The 17,100-nt window shown below is 40.6% G+C and carries 15 protein-coding genes; 5 read left to right on the top strand and 10 right to left on the bottom strand.

What is annotated here, in order from left to right:
- Positions 1-8: 8 nt before the first annotated feature.
- From tolB to aspS, 10 genes are all read right to left on the bottom strand, one after another.
- Positions 9-1,367 carry a Tol-Pal system beta propeller repeat protein TolB gene (gene tolB / locus ACMUMK_RS05830; protein WP_414700177.1) on the bottom strand — a complete coding sequence of 453 codons (1,359 nt, stop codon included), beginning with the start codon at positions 1,365-1,367 and terminating at the stop codon, positions 9-11.
- The gene (tolA, locus tag ACMUMK_RS05825) at positions 1,367-2,257 is read right to left on the bottom strand and encodes a cell envelope integrity protein TolA (protein WP_414700176.1); all 891 of its coding nucleotides are present in this window, start codon (positions 2,255-2,257) and stop codon (positions 1,367-1,369) included. Before tolA ends, tolB begins: the two co-directional genes overlap by 1 nt.
- A 7-nt stretch (positions 2,258-2,264) precedes the next feature.
- Entirely contained in the window at positions 2,265-2,687 is a 423-nt protein-coding gene (gene tolR / locus ACMUMK_RS05820) for a protein TolR (protein ID WP_414700175.1), read from the bottom strand.
- Positions 2,688-2,694: 7 nt separating this feature from the next.
- Complete coding sequence (gene tolQ, locus ACMUMK_RS05815) at positions 2,695-3,396, bottom strand: protein TolQ (protein WP_414700174.1); 702 nt, start codon at positions 3,394-3,396, stop codon at positions 2,695-2,697.
- Positions 3,386-3,787, bottom strand: coding sequence for a tol-pal system-associated acyl-CoA thioesterase (gene ybgC / locus ACMUMK_RS05810; RefSeq protein ID WP_414700173.1), 402 nt, complete (start codon positions 3,785-3,787; stop codon positions 3,386-3,388). The genes tolQ and ybgC overlap by 11 nt, the downstream gene beginning before the upstream one ends.
- A 610-nt stretch (positions 3,788-4,397) precedes the next feature.
- Positions 4,398-5,405, bottom strand: coding sequence for a Holliday junction branch migration DNA helicase RuvB (gene ruvB / locus ACMUMK_RS05805; RefSeq protein WP_414700172.1), 1,008 nt, complete (start codon positions 5,403-5,405; stop codon positions 4,398-4,400).
- A gap of 78 nt (positions 5,406-5,483) precedes the next feature.
- Positions 5,484-6,110 carry a Holliday junction branch migration protein RuvA gene (gene ruvA / locus ACMUMK_RS05800; RefSeq protein ID WP_414700171.1) on the bottom strand — a complete coding sequence of 209 codons (627 nt, stop codon included), beginning with the start codon at positions 6,108-6,110 and terminating at the stop codon, positions 5,484-5,486.
- A 25-nt stretch (positions 6,111-6,135) separates the two neighbouring features.
- Positions 6,136-6,657 (bottom strand): crossover junction endodeoxyribonuclease RuvC, encoded by a 522-nt coding sequence (ruvC, locus tag ACMUMK_RS05795; protein WP_414700170.1) that lies wholly within the window; start codon positions 6,655-6,657, stop codon positions 6,136-6,138.
- A 60-nt stretch (positions 6,658-6,717) separates the two neighbouring features.
- A complete protein-coding gene (gene nudB / locus ACMUMK_RS05790; protein WP_414700169.1) occupies positions 6,718-7,158 on the bottom strand; it encodes a dihydroneopterin triphosphate diphosphatase in 441 nt (146 codons plus the stop codon).
- 12 nt (positions 7,159-7,170) lie between these two features.
- Complete coding sequence (gene aspS / locus ACMUMK_RS05785; RefSeq protein WP_414700168.1) at positions 7,171-8,952, bottom strand: aspartate--tRNA ligase; 1,782 nt, start codon at positions 8,950-8,952, stop codon at positions 7,171-7,173.
- Positions 8,953-9,131: 179 nt separating this feature from the next.
- On the opposite strand from aspS, the gene ACMUMK_RS05780 reads away from it, so the two are divergent.
- The 5 genes from ACMUMK_RS05780 (at position 9,132) to ACMUMK_RS05760 (ending at position 16,566) form a co-directional block, all read left to right on the top strand.
- Positions 9,132-10,013 carry an ABC transporter ATP-binding protein gene (locus tag ACMUMK_RS05780; RefSeq protein WP_414700167.1) on the top strand — a complete coding sequence of 294 codons (882 nt, stop codon included), beginning with the start codon at positions 9,132-9,134 and terminating at the stop codon, positions 10,011-10,013.
- 12 nt (positions 10,014-10,025) lie between these two features.
- Positions 10,026-13,583 (top strand): ABC transporter permease/M1 family aminopeptidase, encoded by a 3,558-nt coding sequence (locus tag ACMUMK_RS05775; protein WP_414700166.1) that lies wholly within the window; start codon positions 10,026-10,028, stop codon positions 13,581-13,583.
- Positions 13,584-13,705: 122 nt separating this feature from the next.
- On the top strand, positions 13,706-14,188 hold the full coding sequence (locus ACMUMK_RS05770) for a transposase domain-containing protein (RefSeq protein ID WP_414700165.1): 483 nt from the start codon (positions 13,706-13,708) through the stop codon (positions 14,186-14,188).
- A 24-nt stretch (positions 14,189-14,212) separates the two neighbouring features.
- Positions 14,213-15,034 carry an IS4 family transposase gene (locus tag ACMUMK_RS05765; protein WP_414700164.1) on the top strand — a complete coding sequence of 274 codons (822 nt, stop codon included), beginning with the start codon at positions 14,213-14,215 and terminating at the stop codon, positions 15,032-15,034.
- A 464-nt stretch (positions 15,035-15,498) separates the two neighbouring features.
- On the top strand, positions 15,499-16,566 hold the full coding sequence (locus ACMUMK_RS05760; protein ID WP_414700163.1) for an acyltransferase family protein: 1,068 nt from the start codon (positions 15,499-15,501) through the stop codon (positions 16,564-16,566).
- Positions 16,567-17,100: the final 534 nt, after the last annotated feature.

Below are 17,100 nucleotides of genomic sequence, written 5' to 3'. Positions count from 1 at the left end.
TCTCAGAGCTACAGTAAAAACGGTGACCAACTTGGTGCCTTTACTTGTCCATCAGCTGCAGGTAGGCGAGCCTTAAATCGTCCATCAAGTGAGACCAAAGACAAAACTTGTTTTCCATTATGTAATGTACTGTAAATGATCATACTTCCATTTGGGGCAATACTTGGTGATTCATCTAAATAAGTTTTAGTTAAAACCATTAAATTACCAGACTCAAGATCTTGCCTCGCAATATGATAGTTACCTCGGGTTCGATTAACCATCACCATCTGCTCGCCATTAGGGGTTACCGTACCGCCTAAATTCATTTCACCTTCAAAAGTCAGGCGCCGAACCTTATTCGTAGCTAAATTTACTCGATATATCTGAGGTTTACCACCCCGTTCTGAACTAAATATTATTCCGTTGCTATCTGGCATCCAGCTAGGCTCAGTATCTATTGCTCTATTGTTTGTCAGTCTGCGGATAGCTTTACTGGCTATATCCATAACATAAAGCTCGGGATTACCGTCTTTAGATAAAACAATCGCGAGCTTTTTACCATCTGGTGAAAACTTAGGTGAGCCATTAATGCCTGGGAAATTAGTCATTTGCGTACGGCTCATAGTGTATATGTCTTGGATAAAAATTTGAGGGCGTTTATTCTCAAAACTAACATATGCCAGTTTAGTCCCATCAGGTGACCATGAAGGAGACATTAACGGTTCTTTTGAGCGCAATAAAACCGTCTCATTTTCACCATCATAATCAGCAACAACCAATTGATACGGAAGTTCATGGGTTTTGCTATCTCTAACCAAAACATAAGCAATGCGCGTCATAAACGCACCTTTTTCGCCTGTTAATTTTTCATAAACCACATCACTAATTCTGTGAGAGTATTGCCTAAACTCATTACCTGAAATAGTAGACCTTCTGGTTTCTAGCACATGATCTTTGCTACGCACTAACTTTCCATCAACTAAGACTTGAGATTGTCCCCCGGTAATTTGTCCACGTAATACATCAATTAACTCATAGGAGACTGTATATCTATCAATACCTGCCGCTTCTATTGTGCCCACTAAGACAGCCTCAACTCCTCTAGACGCCCAAGCACTGTAATCGACATCACTGTCAGTTGCAGGATACTGTGGCATATCTGCGGTATTAATTGGATTGAATTTACCACTGCGACGTAAGTCAGAGCCAATCACATCCGTTAAGGCTTCCGGCATCACACCCTCGCCTACCCACTTAAAGGGCACAATTCCAATAGGTCTTGAGGTATCTATGCCTTCGGTTATAACAATCTCTAATGCTGAAAAGCTTTTAAAGCTTACTAAAGACAACACCAAGTGGAGAAAAACAAATCTTAGTTTGGACATTACAATTTTGGCTCTACAGTTAAGTTAATATCACGTAATTGTTGATTTACGTCTGCTTCTTTTGAAACTGGCAAAGTATCTGACTTATATACAGCGGCCTTAGCGGCGCGGCATAAAATAGCATTGCCACCTAATTCAGTTACTTGTATCACTAATCCATTGGATGCTAAGCGGATATTCAAACGACAAGACTTACCTTTCATGGCATCGTCAACAATTAGGTTTCTTTCTATGGTCTGTTTTATAAGTGCTTGATACTTCTGCACTTCAGATAATACTTGTTTATTACGCCTTTGCTGCCTTGCTGCTTGCTCTGCTTGAAGTTGCTCTTCTAAAAGCTTTTGCTGCTCTGCTTGTTCTTTTTCTTGTTGGCGTTTTCTTTCTAATTCTTTTAAAGCCGCTTCTTCTTTCTCACGTTTTTCTTTTGCTTTACGTGCAAGTTCATCTGCTTTTTTCTTTTCTAACTCTTTGCGCTTTCTTTCAGCCTCTAATTTGTCAGCTTTGGCCTTTTCTTGCTTTTGTTTTTCTCGAGCGGCAGCTGCAGCTTGCTCTGCTTTTTTCTTATCTTGCTCTTGCTTGCGAGCCTGCTTTTTTAAATCAGATACTTGAGACTCTTGTTGTTTGCGCTTTCTCTCAGCTTCAGCCGCTCTACGCTCAAGATCTCTGACCCTTTGTTCTTCTTTTTGTTGTTGCGCTTTTTTCTGATCTTTTACTTTTTGTACTTGTTGCTGTAGCTGCTGTTCGTCAACCGCTTTAGCTTCTATGATAGGAGCCGGAGCAGAAAGCTCCGGAGTCGATTTAGCTGTTGAGAAGTGACCACTCATCCACACCATAGCTAACACGGCTAGGTGCAACAAAAAAGAAAGTAAAAAGCTAGTCGTTAGGTTCATTGATACTCTAATTTTCCACGGGAGAAGTCATAAGTCCCACCGATGGCGCACCCGCACGTTGCAACAACACCATTAATTGCACCACCTCACTATAAGGCACGGCTCCATCCCCCCTCACAACAACAGGCGTGTCTGGCTCTACTTGTAAATGAGCCGCAACTAATGTGGCTAGGTCAACGGCGGACATAGGCTCATCTTGGCTATCACCCACATTAATAAAGTATTGTCCTTCGGCATCAACTGATGCCACAAGAGGCGGCTTAGCTTCTTCATCTAAAGGTTGTGAATCGGCTTTCGGTAAATCTACTTTCACCCCCTGAGTAATTAGGGGGGCCGTTACCATAAAGATGATCAGCAATACCAACATTACGTCGATATAGGGCACAACATTAATTTCTGAGACCTGACGTCTACGTTTTCTTACGTACATAGTCTGACTACCCAGCTGTTTGTTGGTTGTCAGTGCCAGATGCTAAAGCTTGTCTGTGCAGAATACTTGAAAACTCTTCCATAAAGTTACCGTAACTATTTTCTAGCTTTTCTACTTGATGACTAAATCGGTTGTAAGCAATAACGGCAGGAATAGCGGCAAACAATCCCATTGCTGTAGCAATAAGTGCTTCAGCAATACCTGGAGCCACCATAGCTAAGGTGGCTTGTTGTTGACCACCTAAAGCTATAAATGAATTCATAATCCCCCAAACTGTACCGAATAATCCAATATAAGGGCTGATTGAGCCGGTTGTTGCCAAAAATGGCAAACGGCTTTCTAATTCGTCAATCTCTCGAGATAAAGAAACACGCATAGCACGTGATGTTCCTTCCATAATAGCGTCAGCTGGTGTCGAGGTACTTTTACGAAGTTTCACAAACTCTTTAAAGCCAGCGCAAAACATACTCGCCATACCACCTAAAGATTCTCTGGCAGCTAGCTCTTGATAAAAACGATTTAAATCTACTCCTGACCAAAACTTATCTTCAAACTTTTTCATCTCACTACGAGCCGCATTTAACGCCCTACTGCGCTCGATAATAAAAGCCCAAGACGCAATAGATGCTGTAATCAACAACAACATAACCAGTTGAACTAGTAAACTAGCTTCTAAAATCAGATCGACAAAAGATAACTCAGATGACACGTGTAAATTCCCCTAATATTTTTGCTGGAATAGCTTGTGGTTTCATATTCAATAAATTCACACAGGCAACTCGTATTAAAGCACTAACCAACACTTCATTGGTCTTGCTAATGATGACTTGTTTAAATACCAAACTGGCTCGTTTTAATTCTACTATTTCGGTTTGAATACTCAACAGTTCATTAAACCTAGCTGGCTTGTGATTATCCATTTCGACCCGTTTGACGACAAAACCCACAGAATGTTCCAAAAGAATATCTTGTTCAGTCCCCATTTCTCTTAACCACTCTGTTCTGGCTCTTTCCATAAACTTTAAGTAGTTGGCGTAATAAACAATTCCACCTGCGTCTGTATCTTCGTAGTAAACACGTATTTTATGTTCAAAGCTCATATTATTTTTATCTTTTTCTTGAAAACAATGCTGCTGGTAAAAATTTCCAGCACTTTTTTTACTGGCCACAAATATTTAATAGTTATGCTATCAAACTACTAATTTACAACCCCTTAACAAGCCAAACAGCGTCAATAAAAGCCATAATAATCATATAATTAGAGTTTAAAGACTGAGAAATCATTAAAACCTAAGGTGTAACATCAACAATTACAATGAATAAACATTCAAAGCAAGTTAATACCCATTAACTTCATTGAAAAAACTTTAGAATCAATAAAAATAATAGAACAATAAACAAACAAAATAAAAAACCACTAAAAATCAACAAGATAAAATAATCATAAACCCAAAATATAAAATTATCTCTTCAAATAAAATATAAGCATTAGTTTTTATAATGCTTAATATCAATTTATTTCAGTTGTGTGACACTAGATTATGCATAGAATAGCACTTGTTCTTAGAGCTACAGAGTAACTTTAAAGCGAAGCTGCTAAAAGTGAAAATAGTTATTTGACATGTTCCTTGGATTTATTCCCTTTAACTAATTTTTTAGTTGCTCGCCCACACCATTGGTGTGGGCTTTTTTTTGCCTAAAATAAATCAATTACTCTGGCGAGTAATCTTTCCCAAAGTGCAAAAATGCCCTTTGTGATGCAATTCGTCCTCTGGGGGTTCGCTGTAAAAAACCTTGCTGAATTAAGAAAGGTTCAATAACGTCTTCAATGGTATCTCTTTCTTCACCAATAGCCGCCGCTAGGTTATCTAGTCCTACTGGGCCACCTAAAAATTTCTCTATAATGGCCAGTAACAACTTACGGTCCATGTAATCAAAACCTTCTTTATCAACATCCAGCATGTCTAAAGCTTCTGCCGCTACCTCAGCTGTAATCTTGCCGTTTGCTCTTACCTCTGCAAAATCTCTAACTCGCCTTAATAAACGGTTACTGATCCTAGGAGTGCCTCTTGAGCGCTTTGCTACTTCTAGCGCGCCCTCATCTTCCATGGTTAAATCTAAATAACTGGCAGAACGCTTTACAATTTGCGTTAAGTCTTTGACATTATAAAACTCTAACCGCTGCACAATACCAAAACGATCTCTAAGTGGGGACGTTAAAGAGCCCGCGCGGGTTGTTGCACCTATTAATGTAAAAGGAGGTAACTCTAACTTTATTGAGCGAGCAGCTGGGCCTTCGCCAATCATAATATCCAGTTGATAATCCTCCATGGCTGGATACAAAATCTCCTCTACGACTGGGCTTAAGCGATGTATTTCGTCAATGAATAACACATCATTTTCTTCAAGATTGGTTAAAAGAGCCGCTAAATCACCGGCTTTTTCTAACACTGGGCCAGAGGTGGTTTTAATATTCACCCCCATTTCATTGGCGACAATATTTGCTAGTGTGGTTTTACCTAAACCAGGAGGCCCAAAAATTAATAAATGATCGAGTGCATCATTACGCTTTCGAGCGGCTTCTATAAAGATTTCCATTTGCGAACAAACATGATCCTGCCCAGTATAATCAACCAACATTTTGGGTCGAATGGCACGATCAACCACTTCATCTTCATGGCTGGCTGTGGGTTTTATAATGCGGTCTGCTTCAATCATTGTGACTTATTGATAATTACTTTAGTGTCTTTTTATACAGTACCAAATTTATTGATGACAGTCTCTAAAAGAGTGTAACTAGCTTGCCATTGCGCGCAATGCTTCGCGAATTAACACTTCGCTACTCATATCTTCTTGGTGCACTGAATTAATCACTTTTGTGGCTTGCGGGGCTTTATAACCCAAAGCTATCAACGCACTTAAGGCTTCTTCTTTAGCATCAGTGCGTTGTACAAAGGTGTTTTCTACTGGAAGGTCTGGCGTTAAATGGACGGTTTCTGCGTAGCCTTGTTCTTTGGCAAGTTTACTCAAGCGGTCACGCATTTCTATTACTAATCGTTCAGCTGTCTTTTTACCAACCCCTGGCAATTTAGTTAGTCCGGTGACATCTTCCATACTCACACATTGCATAAACTGTTGAGCATTCATTCCCGATAAAATTGTTAGCGCGAGTTTAGGCCCCACTCCACTGGCTTTTATAAGCTCACGAAAAACGGCTCGCTCTTGCTTATTAGCAAAACCAAATAAAAGTTGTGCATCTTCGCGCGTCACAAAGTGAATACATAAGTTCGCTTCTTGCCCAATGTCAGGTAATTGATAAAAACTAGTCATGGGCACTTGTACTTCGTAACCCACCCCACCAGCTTCTATTAATATTTCAGGAGGCTGCTTCTCTAGTAAAATACCGCGAAGATTACCAATCATTGTGTTTCCTTATTTATTATTCAGTTTAACGCAGGCGACCACGAACAGTTTTAGAGGCTTGGCCAGACATCTTGATTAAGCTCTGTTGGGTGTGATTGTGACATAAGGCAACAGCTAATGCGTCTGCCGCGTCGGCTTGAGGTTTAGCACCAAGGCCAAGTAAGTAGGTAACCATATGCTGCACTTGAGATTTATCAGCACTTCCCTTCCCTACAACAGATTGCTTAATTTGCCTTGCTGAATACTCGGCTACGGGTAAATCAAAGTTAGTAGCTGCCACAATCGCAGCCCCTCTAGCTTGCCCAAGCTTTAGTGCAGAGTCGGGATTTTTTGCCATAAACACTTGTTCAATAGCAAACTCTTTGGGTTGAAACTGATGAATAATTTCACTTACGCCATCAAATATTTGCTTGAGCCTACCGGCGAGTTCATCACCCTGTACACGAATACAACCACTGGCGATATATTCTGATTTTTGTCCTGACTTTTTAATTACGCCGTAACCTGTAATCCGAGAGCCAGGGTCAATACCTAAAATTATCGCCATTATTGGGATACACTCATATTAAGGTGTACTCCCCATACAAAATATTTTACCGAGTGAACTTTACTCGGGAACATATGCAGCAATAGCCTCACGGTTAGTATCTGACCAGACCTTTTCCATTGCAGCTTGTTTATCTAACCAAAAATAGGCTGAGTGCTCAGTAAGCACAACAGCTTGATCGTTGGCCACTTCAACAGCAAACACATACTCGGTATTAAAAGGGGTATTAGGTGGGTACCTGTGTTTCCACATGTCCCGTATTTCGTAGGTATTAATTTTTTGACAGTCTAGAAGCTGATAACCATTTTTGGCGATATCAATTCCGGTTTCTTCTAAGACTTCTCGCATGGCAGTATCAAAGGGGTGTTCCCCCTCTTCAAGGGTACCAGTTACAGATTGCCAAAACATTGGGTCATCATTACGCTGCATCACCAATACCTGCCCAGCGCTGTTATAAACCACTGTCAGGGCAGATTTTGGAATACGGTATTTTGATGTCATTACAGCTAAAACTTAATCAGCTTTGTTTTCGGTTTCTTTTTTCTCGATAACCGTGCGAATAGAAAGCTCTTTAAGTTGCTCTGGGTTAGCTTCACCCGGTGCATCTGTCAGTGGGCAAGCCGCAGTCGTCGTTTTAGGGAAAGCCATAACATCACGAATAGAGGTAGCGCCCGTCATCAGCATTACCATACGGTCTAAACCAAAGGCCAGGCCAGCATGAGGCGGTGCACCAAACTTTAAGGCTTCAAGTAAGAAACCAAACTTCATTTCTGCTTCTTCGTCGCTAATGCCTAGTAACTTAAACACACAAGCTTGCATCTCTTGGTTGTGAATACGAACCGAGCCGCCACCAAGCTCACAACCGTTTAATACCATATCGTAAGCATTCGACAAGGCTCCAGCAGGATTAGCCGCTAGCTCTTCTGGTGTCATGTCACGGGGAGCAGTAAAGGGGTGATGTAACGCATAAAATTGGCCGTCTACTTCTTCAAACATTGGGAAGTCAACAACCCAAAGTGGTTTCCACTCGCCTTCAAGTAGCTCTAAGTCTTCACCTAGTTTTAATCTAAGCGCGCCTAGCGCTTCGGTTACTACTGTATTGGTATCAGCACCAAACAATAGAATATCGCCACTTTGTGCGCCTGCGCGCTCAACAATGCCTTTAGCTACGTCTTCATTTAAGAACTTAAGAATTGGCGACTGTAAGCCTTCCATACCGGCATCAAGGTCGTTGATTTTCATCCAGGCTAAACCTTTAGCACCATAAATACCTACGAACTTACCGTAGTCATCAATTTGTTTACGGGACAATTTAGCTCCGCCAGGTACACGTATAACTGCAACGCGCCCCTTGGCATCGTTCGCAGGGCCAGAGAATACTTTAAACTCAACGTTTTTCAGTAAATCTGCAACATCGGTTAATTCTAGTGGGTTACGTAAATCTGGCTTATCACTACCGAAACGGCGCATAGCATCGGCGTAAGTCATAGTTGGGAATTCACCCAAATCGACATTCAACATTTTTTGGAATAAGTCACGTACTAACCCTTCGGTAATAGACATCACACCATTTGCATCTAAAAAGGTGGTTTCGATATCTATTTGAGTAAACTCAGGTTGACGGTCTGCACGCAAATCTTCATCACGGAAACACTTCACGATTTGGTAGTATTTATCCATACCCGACATCATCAACAATTGCTTAAACAACTGTGGTGATTGCGGTAATGCAAAGAACTGCCCTTTATGAGTACGACTAGGCACCAAGTAATCACGGGCCCCTTCTGGAGTAGCCTTAGTCAAAATAGGCGTTTCGATATCTAAAAAGCCATCGTTTTCTAGGTAATTTCGCACATTGCTGGTGACTTTTGCTCTAAATTTAAGCCTGTCGCTCATCAAAGGACGACGTAAATCTAAATAGCGATACTTTAAACGCTGCTCTTCTGAATTTTCTTGATTCCAATCTAATGGTAATGGTGCAGCTTTATTTAAGATAGTCAAAGACTTACCTAGCATTTCAATTTCGCCGGTAGACATATCTTTATTTATTTGGCCTTCAGGGCGAGCTCTTACTAATCCAGTCAACTGTACACAGAATTCGTTACGTAAACTATTGGCTACGTCAAATACCTCAACTAGATCAGGATCAAACACCACTTGCACCACGCCTTCGCGGTCTCGTAAATCAAGGAAGATAACTCCCCCTAAATCACGGCTACGGTTAACCCAACCGCATAAGGTGACAGTTTGTCCGATATAAGAAGAATTGATGTTGCCACAATAGTCTGTGCGCATGGAAAACGACCTCTAAAAAGCGTAAAAATTGATAAAATTTAAGGCCGCGTAGTATATACCGAATACAGCACCCTCTAAAATAAAATATTGGTTTTCGTAAGAAATTGTTGCATCTATAGACTAATACTCTGAAATTAATCATATTTGGATAAATAAACAACAATTTCAGGGAACAAGGCATGCTAAAAATTAACGACGTAACCAAAACCTACGACAATGGTGTAAAAGCTCTAAACGGTGTAAACCTAGATATTCCCAAAGGCATGTTTGGATTACTTGGCCCAAATGGTGCTGGCAAGTCTAGTTTAATGCGCACAATTTCTACCCTGCAACAGCCAGACACAGGCACAATCCAGTTTGATGGCACAGACGTGCTCAGCCAGCCTAACGAGTTACGTAAACGTTTGGGCTATTTACCACAAGATTTTGGCGTATACCCTAGGGTTAATGCCTACGACTTATTAGATCACCTCGCCATTTTAAAAGGCATAGCCAATAAAGCAGAGCGTAAAGAAGCCGTAGATGGACTGCTGGCACACACCAATTTGTTCCAACACCGCAAAAAAGCCGTAAGTGGATTTTCTGGCGGTATGCGCCAGCGATTTGGCATTGCCCAAGCATTATTAGGTGACCCAGACTTAATTATTGTTGATGAGCCCACGGCAGGCCTAGATCCTGAAGAGCGTAACCGCTTTCATAATTTATTGGTTACATTAGGTGAAGAAAAAGTCATTATTTTATCAACTCATATTGTGGATGATGTATCAGAACTTTGTTCAAACATGGCGGTACTAGGCAGCGGTCAAATTTTATTGCAAGGCAACCCTATTGAAGTGACAGATAAGCTAACGGGGCAAATTTGGCGTAAAACAGTATCAATAGATGAAGCGGCAGAGCTTGAAAGCACGCTACCTGTCATTTCAAAACGCCTATTTGCAGGCCGCACAGTTTTAAATGTCATGGCAACAGAAGCACCAGAAGGATTTGAAGCAACCCCAGCTACCTTAGAAGACGTTTACTTTTCTACTTTGCACAACTCTCGCTTAAACCAAGCAGCATAAGGAAGCGCAATCATGTTTAGCAAAATGTTAGGTTTTGAATGGCGTTATTTTACTCGCCAACCCTCGTTTATTGTGACCTGTTTGGTGTTTTTTCTACTGCCTTTTTTAGCCATTACCATAGACCAAGTACAAATTGGCTCTGGTGGTAATGTGCTGTTTAACAGTCCCTTTGCTATCACTCAAATTCTATTAATTTTAAGTGTGTTTGGCATGTTTATGGTGGTGAACTTTGTATCGGGCACCGCCACCCGTAACCACACATCATTCATGTCTGAAATCATTTACACCAAACCTATTAAACCCTTTAGTTACAACCTAGGGCGTTTTTTAGGGGCATACCTTATATGCCTGACGGTATTTGCAATGGTGCCTTTAGGTACATTTATTGGCACCTTAATGCCATGGGTAGACGGCGAACGCATTGGCCCAAATAGCCTAATGATGTACCTACAGCCTTTTTTAATATTTTCTACTACCACTATTTTTGTTGTGGCTGCATTGTTTTATGCGGTAACTAACCTGTTTAGAAACATGATGGCGGGTTATATCTGCGCACTAGGGTTGTTTATACTTTATGTAGTCGCCGGGCAGGTCTTTAATGAACCCGAACAGCGCACTATTCGCGCCTTACTCGACCCATTTGGGCTCAATTCATTTCGTGAATATGCAAGATATTGGACTGCCTTTGAAAAGAACTCCTTAATGGTTTCTTTAGATGGTGCAGTTTTACAAAATAGGCTGTTATGGGTAGCTGTGGGCGGTTTTATATTACTAGCTGGAGGCGGCTTGTTTAAACCCTTAAACCTAACGCCAAATAAAGCCAGCAAAAAAACACACAAAGAAAACGCCAGTGTCATTCCTAAAACAATGAACATTGCCATTAAATCTACCGCAAACAATGGGTTTGCACAGTTTGTCACTCGCACTAAATTTGAGATAAAACAAGTGATGTTGAGCCCAGCATTTGCGGTGTTGTTACTGTTTTCTGCATTTCAATTAGTGGCGAGCTTTTTCAATATAAACGGTCTTTATGGCACCCCAAACTGGCCCTTAACTCAAACTTTAGTGCAAATCATCATAGGCGCATTTTCGCTTATGACCATAATTGTAATTACCTACTACACAGCAGAAGTAGTATGGCGTGAACGCAATGTAGGCATGGGCGATATTGTAGACAGTATGCCCGTGCACAATGTCACCTTTTGGTTATCTAAACTCATAGCTGTGATGTTAGTGATTGTGTCTTTACATTTTGTGGGTATGGCCCTTGCCATCATCAAACAACTGTTAAGTGGTTACGAAAACATAGAATTTGGTCAGTACCTAATAAGCCTTTTATATTTTGGCGTACTGCCATTTTGTTTAACCGTAGTATTGGCTTTTTTGATTCAGGTACTCAGCCCTAATAAGTACGTGGGTATGTTAATTTTTGTTGGCTACATATTTGTATCTCTTGTGTTTCCGCAAATAGGCATAGAACATAACATGTTCAACTTTGCAGCCGCCCCTATCCTGCAATACTCAGGATTAAACGGCTATGGCTGGTTTATGCAAACCCAAAATTGGTACATGTTGTACTGGTCCGCCTTAGCGGTAGTGCTAAGTGTGCTGAGTTATGGCTTGTGGAAGCGAGGCCCGCAAACCTCGTTAAAACAACGTTTTAGCTTGTTAAATTATCAACTAGGCACTCAAGGTAAGAGCATTGCTGTTGTAGCTTTAGTGGTATTTATTAGTAGCGGTGCTTACATTCATTACAACACCAAAGTGTTAAATACTTTTTATAGCCAAGACGACACCTTAAATACCCAAGCAGATTACGAAAAAGACTTTGTTGAATTTCGTGATGCCCCAATACCAACCATAGTGAGTGTTGATGCTGCTATTGATGTATTCCCTGAAAGTAGGCGCATAGATGCCAATGCTAAAGTAAAAGTCATTAACCGCACTAACACGCCTATCACGCGATTTTTAGTGAATATTCCCCAGCACACTAAAGCTTATACCGTTGACATACCCGGTGGCACCTTAGGTGAAATTGACAGTAAATATAATGTGGGCTGGTATGAACTCAGCGAACCACTTGCCCCTAACGAAGCAAGGCAAGGCACTATAACGGTATCTAGGTACCACAATGGCTTTAAAGACAGAGGTGAAGACAGCACCTTAGTCAAAAACGGCACCTTTATTAATAACTTTGATTTGTTCCCGTCTTTTGGTTTTAACGAGGGTTACCGCATAACCGACCAACACGAAAGACGCAAACGGGATTTACCGCCATTACAGCGAGCCTATAAACTAGAAGACACCTCACGTTATACCGAAAGCTTTTTTGGTAAGGGAGTCGAATTTATTGACTTTAGCGCCACTGTATCCACCAGCGCCGATCAATTTGCTATTGTGCCCGGGTATTTACAAAAAGAATGGCAAGAAAACGGACGCAACTATTACAGGTACGAAATGGATGCCCCTATGGTTAACTTCTTCAGTATTATGTCTGCCAAACTTGAAAGTAAAAAGGTTGAACACAAAGGCATCAAGATTGAAGTTTACTACCATAAAGATCATCACTGGAACATAGACCGAATGATAGAGTCTAGCCAAGACTCACTGGATTATTTTCAACAAGCATTTGGCCCATATCAACACAGGCAATTAAGGATCATTGAGTTTCCGGGTTACCGCAGTTTTGCACAAAGTTTTGCGAATACTGTGCCTTACTCAGAAAACATAGGCTTTATAACCGACCTAAGAGATCCAGAAAACATTGACCCTGTTTACTACATCACTGCCCACGAAGTTGCTCACCAATGGTGGGGCCACCAGCTTAATGCAGCCAATGTACAAGGCAGCGCGATATTGTCTGAAAGTCTATCTCAATACAGCGCGTTAATGGTGATGAAGCAAAAATATGGTGAAACCAAACTCCGTAAATTCTTAACCCACGAGCTAGACCAGTACCTACAAGGCCGTAGTGCCGAGCGTATTGAAGAAATGCCATTGCTGCGTTCTGAAAACCAGCAATATATTCATTATCAAAAAGGCTCGATTGTGATGATGGCGCTAGTCAACAAGCTAGGTGAAACTCGACTTAATCAGGCACTACAAGCCTTGCTAAATGAATATAAATTTAGAGAAGACTTGTACCCCACCACACTTGATTTAGTGAGGCACTTAAATAACGTCGCAACGGCACAAGAGCAAGCTTATATTCAAGACTTGTTTTCGCAGATCACCATCTACGACCTACAAGCCAAAGAAATATCACAGGCAACCGATGAAAACGGACAAACTACAGTGTTGTTCACCGTATCGGCCCAACAGTTTGCAGCAGACGGCAAAGGTAAAGAAACCGAACAGCCCTTCTCACAAGAAGTCGAGATAGTGCTATTTAGTGACGACCCCAACAACTTTGCCGCCGACAATAAGGTAATTTACAAAGGCCTACATACCATTGAAAGTGGCAACACCACCATTGAATTAACGGTTGATGAAGTCCCCAACTACGCTGGCATAGACCCATTCGTACGCTATATTGACCGCGACACGGGCAACAACATCATTAAGTTGTAACGGTAACTAAACCCAAAACACAAAGCCCTCAAAGTTGAGTAATGCCGATCAGTTAAGAAAAATAACTTGACGCTCAGCGTAATGAGATCAAAATCCTGTGATCACGGTCACAGGATTTTTTTATGTCTCTCGTCTCAGTTTTAGAATCAACGTTAGCCGAATCATCTGAACTTACCTCACTCGATAAGCTTCAAGGGTTACTCCACCCAGAGCTGCTAGAGCAAGACTTTGAACATGCAGGTGTGGCCACAGTACGTAGACGTCGTTTACCGCTGGATGCAGTGATATGGTCTGTCATTGGCATGAGCCTATTCCGTCACGAGTCAGTGTGGGATATTGCTAGCAAACTGGACATTTCATTGCCCGGTAAACATAAGTTAGTCGCACCCAGTGCCTTGGTACAAGCGCGTCAGCGACTTGGCTTTGAAGCGGTTCAAAAAACATTTGAATTACAAGCATCTAGAGCATTTGGCTCCTATACATTCGAACAATGGAATGGGCTAAATCTTCTCGCTGTAGATGGCGTGGTATATCGAACTGAGGATACCCCTGAAAACTTCACTGCATTTGGTTGTGATAGAAATAATCACAGCCTGAGTCCTTAGCCGTAGGTACGGATGTGTTGTCTGATGGAGGTATCCAGTCACCTGTTGCTAGGTAGTGCCTTTGATGGACGACACGTAGGGAAAATGCGTTTAGCCCAAGAACTTATAGCCCATGTCCCCAGTCTTTCATTAACACTGTTTAATAGAGGTTATTACTCTGTTGGATTACTTCATCAGTGGCAGCAAGCTGGTGAGAGTACGCATTGGATGCTCCCCGCTCGAAAAGACTTACAGTTTACAGTAGCACAGCAACTTAACGAAAATGATGCGCTCATCACATTGACGCCTTCGCCCCAAGCTAGAAAACGATTTGAATCGCTCCCCGATACGATAGAAGCGCGGTTGACGACATACTACGTAAAAGGTAAAGCCTATCGAGTACCGAGTTCATTAACCGACCCGCTACGCTTTCCCTATGACTCATTAACCGAAGTCTATGCAGAGCGCTGGGAAATTGAACTGGGCTTCAGAGAGATGAAACAAAGCTTACTGCACGCAAATTATACATTAAGAAGTAAGAAGCCTGACATGGTTCGTCAAGAATTATGGGGGCTGCTGCTTGCTTATAATCTTGTTCGTATAGCCATGCTTGATGCGACTAAAGAGCTGGACATCACACCAATACGACTAAGTTTCTCTCACTGCGCCCGACATGTAATGGCATTCTTAACCACTATTCCCATACGAAGCGCAAACAAATTACCGTTGCACTATCAAGAATTACTTGGCACGTTAAAACTATTTGTTTTACCCGACAAACGCCCAGAAAGGCAGTACCCAAGAGCGGTAAGAAGGAAACCTAAGAAGTATCCATACAAAAGAAAATGCCAGTCAGTTGTTAACTGACTGGCATTACTCAAAGTTGAGGGCTTTTTTGTTTAAAAATTTCGTGAACTTCAGGCGCAATATAAAAGCCAAGTAATCTTTTAATCCCATGTCATTCCCCAGAATTAAAAGCGACAAGGCCTGCCCTTCAGGAGTGAGGTTCAATAAAGTATCGGTATGTGTAAACAATAGTTAAAACTTTAAACGGGATAATGTCACTGCAATAAATAGTAAGCCATTATAAATCAATACCTTACTACTTTCATTTAACTTATGATTCCAATAGTTATTGCAGTAAGTATGCATTATACAGGATAATGTTAAACACTAAAATTTACTCCTATTAATAATTGTAACGCCACTGATTTATTGTTCGGGTAATAACAATAATGAAAAGAAGATAAACGCCTTTGCAATATACTTAATTTATAACAAATGACACAAAAACATAGCTAATCTAAAATATAAAATTAATGGAGTAAATTTTGAAAAATAGAATAAAATTCATTGACATTGCTAAAGGGATTTCAATAGCACTAGTAGCTTTGCACCATAGTGATGTAAAGCTTTATTTTCCAGAGTTAACACAAACTGTGTCATTATTTAGAATGCCATTGTTTTTCTTTTTGTCTGGTATTTTTTTTTCTTATTCATCAAATACTAAATATTTTATCCTTACTAAAGCGGATGCTCTTCTAAAGCCTTATTTCTTTATGCTTTTTGGTATTTTGGTACTCCATGCTCTAACTGGAAAAGGAAGTATTACAGACGAATTTTGGGGGATATTTTATGGAAGCAGTCATACACTTAGCATCATTACATTATGGTTTTTATCTCATTTGTTTATTGTGTATCTTTATGCCTACATAGTATTCCGTGGCCTAAAATTTGATAGATTTTCGAAAATTTATCAATACTTGTTTATTTTCGGCACTATGCTGGCTGGTATAATTTCCATCGGCTTCTTTTGGCAAAAAGAAATTCAAATAATGGGCACCCCCTACACCCTTCTGGGGCTGCCCTTTTCTATAGATATTACGCTAATCACGGGAAGCTATTTTATTGCAGGTTATTTGATGAAAAGTTACTTCGCTAAATTTAAGCCTAATATTTTCATTTGCATTGCTTCTATCTTAATTCTAGTTGCTATTTGGGGATTCTCAGACGCTAAGCTAGATTTAGCTGAACGAATATACTCTAGCCCCCTTTATGCGTTAATGGGCTCCATATGCGGCATTTATGCCGCTATATCAATATCATTTGGTATTTCAAAGTATAAATGGCTTAGTACAGTCCCTCTCCGTATGGGGGAAGCGAGCTTGTTTATACTGATATTCCATATGTTCATCTACGCAAATACTATGAAAGTTATGACCATATTGATCCCCAAACCTGAAAAAAATATATTGATGTTGGTTGAAGTGTTTTGTTACTTACTTAGTGTATTTTTACCTATTATCATTAGAAAAATAGTCGTAAGTAATGACGTTCTCGCTATGGGATTTTTGCCTTTTAAGAATAATAAATTGTTTAAAAAACTCAGCAATACTTAATGTCGGGCAGAACTTAACTAGCCATCCAAGTAATACTGGAATCGGCCCAGAACTTTGGCGCCGACAATAAGGTAATTTACAAAGGCCTACATACCATTGAAAGTGGAGACACCACCATTGAATTAACGGTTGATGAAGTCCCCAACTACGCTGGCATAGACCCATTCGTACGCTTTATTGACCGCGACACGGGTAACAACATCATTAAATTGTAACCGTAACTAAACCCAAAACACAAAGCCCTCGAAGTTGAGGGCTTTTTTGTATAAAAATCTCGTGAACTTTAGGCAATCGAAAAGCCAAATAATCTTTTAATCCCATGTCATTCCCCAAGGATTAAAAGCGACAAGGCCTGCCCTTCAAGAGAGGTTCAATAAAATATCAGGAGGTGTAAATAATAGTTAAAACTTAAAAAGGAACAATTTCACTTTGAGAAATAGCAAGCCATTATAAATCAATGCTTTACAAGTTTAATTTAACACTGCCCTCAATAATTACCAATAGTTGTAATTGAATACTTATAGTTTTTTGCAC

Source organism: Paraglaciecola sp. 2405UD69-4, from assembly GCF_047525415.1.
In the GTDB taxonomy this organism is placed as follows: domain Bacteria; phylum Pseudomonadota; class Gammaproteobacteria; order Enterobacterales; family Alteromonadaceae; genus Paraglaciecola.
This window is presented reverse-complemented; position numbering and strand designations above follow the sequence as displayed.

What these genes read in the sequence shown, in the direction of transcription:
- tolB (WP_414700177.1), bottom strand. Translation starts at nt 1,367, where the DNA reads ATGTCCAAACTAAGATTTGTTTTTCTCCACTTGGTGTTGTCTTTAGTA.
- tolA (WP_414700176.1), bottom strand. Translation starts at nt 2,257, where the DNA reads ATGAACCTAACGACTAGCTTTTTACTTTCTTTTTTGTTGCACCTAGCC.
- tolR (WP_414700175.1), bottom strand. Translation starts at nt 2,687, where the DNA reads ATGTACGTAAGAAAACGTAGACGTCAGGTCTCAGAAATTAATGTTGTG.
- ybgC (WP_414700173.1), bottom strand. Translation starts at nt 3,787, where the DNA reads ATGAGCTTTGAACATAAAATACGTGTTTACTACGAAGATACAGACGCA.
- ruvB (WP_414700172.1), bottom strand. Translation starts at nt 5,405, where the DNA reads ATGATTGAAGCAGACCGCATTATAAAACCCACAGCCAGCCATGAAGAT.
- ruvA (WP_414700171.1), bottom strand. Translation starts at nt 6,110, where the DNA reads ATGATTGGTAATCTTCGCGGTATTTTACTAGAGAAGCAGCCTCCTGAA.
- ruvC (WP_414700170.1), bottom strand. Translation starts at nt 6,657, where the DNA reads ATGGCGATAATTTTAGGTATTGACCCTGGCTCTCGGATTACAGGTTAC.
- nudB (WP_414700169.1), bottom strand. Translation starts at nt 7,158, where the DNA reads ATGACATCAAAATACCGTATTCCAAAATCTGCCCTGACAGTGGTTTAT.
- aspS (WP_414700168.1), bottom strand. Translation starts at nt 8,952, where the DNA reads ATGCGCACAGACTATTGTGGCAACATCAATTCTTCTTATATCGGACAA.
- ACMUMK_RS05780 (WP_414700167.1), top strand. Translation starts at nt 9,132, where the DNA reads ATGCTAAAAATTAACGACGTAACCAAAACCTACGACAATGGTGTAAAA.
- ACMUMK_RS05775 (WP_414700166.1), top strand. Translation starts at nt 10,026, where the DNA reads ATGTTTAGCAAAATGTTAGGTTTTGAATGGCGTTATTTTACTCGCCAA.
- ACMUMK_RS05770 (WP_414700165.1), top strand. Translation starts at nt 13,706, where the DNA reads ATGTCTCTCGTCTCAGTTTTAGAATCAACGTTAGCCGAATCATCTGAA.
- ACMUMK_RS05765 (WP_414700164.1), top strand. Translation starts at nt 14,213, where the DNA reads ATGGAGGTATCCAGTCACCTGTTGCTAGGTAGTGCCTTTGATGGACGA.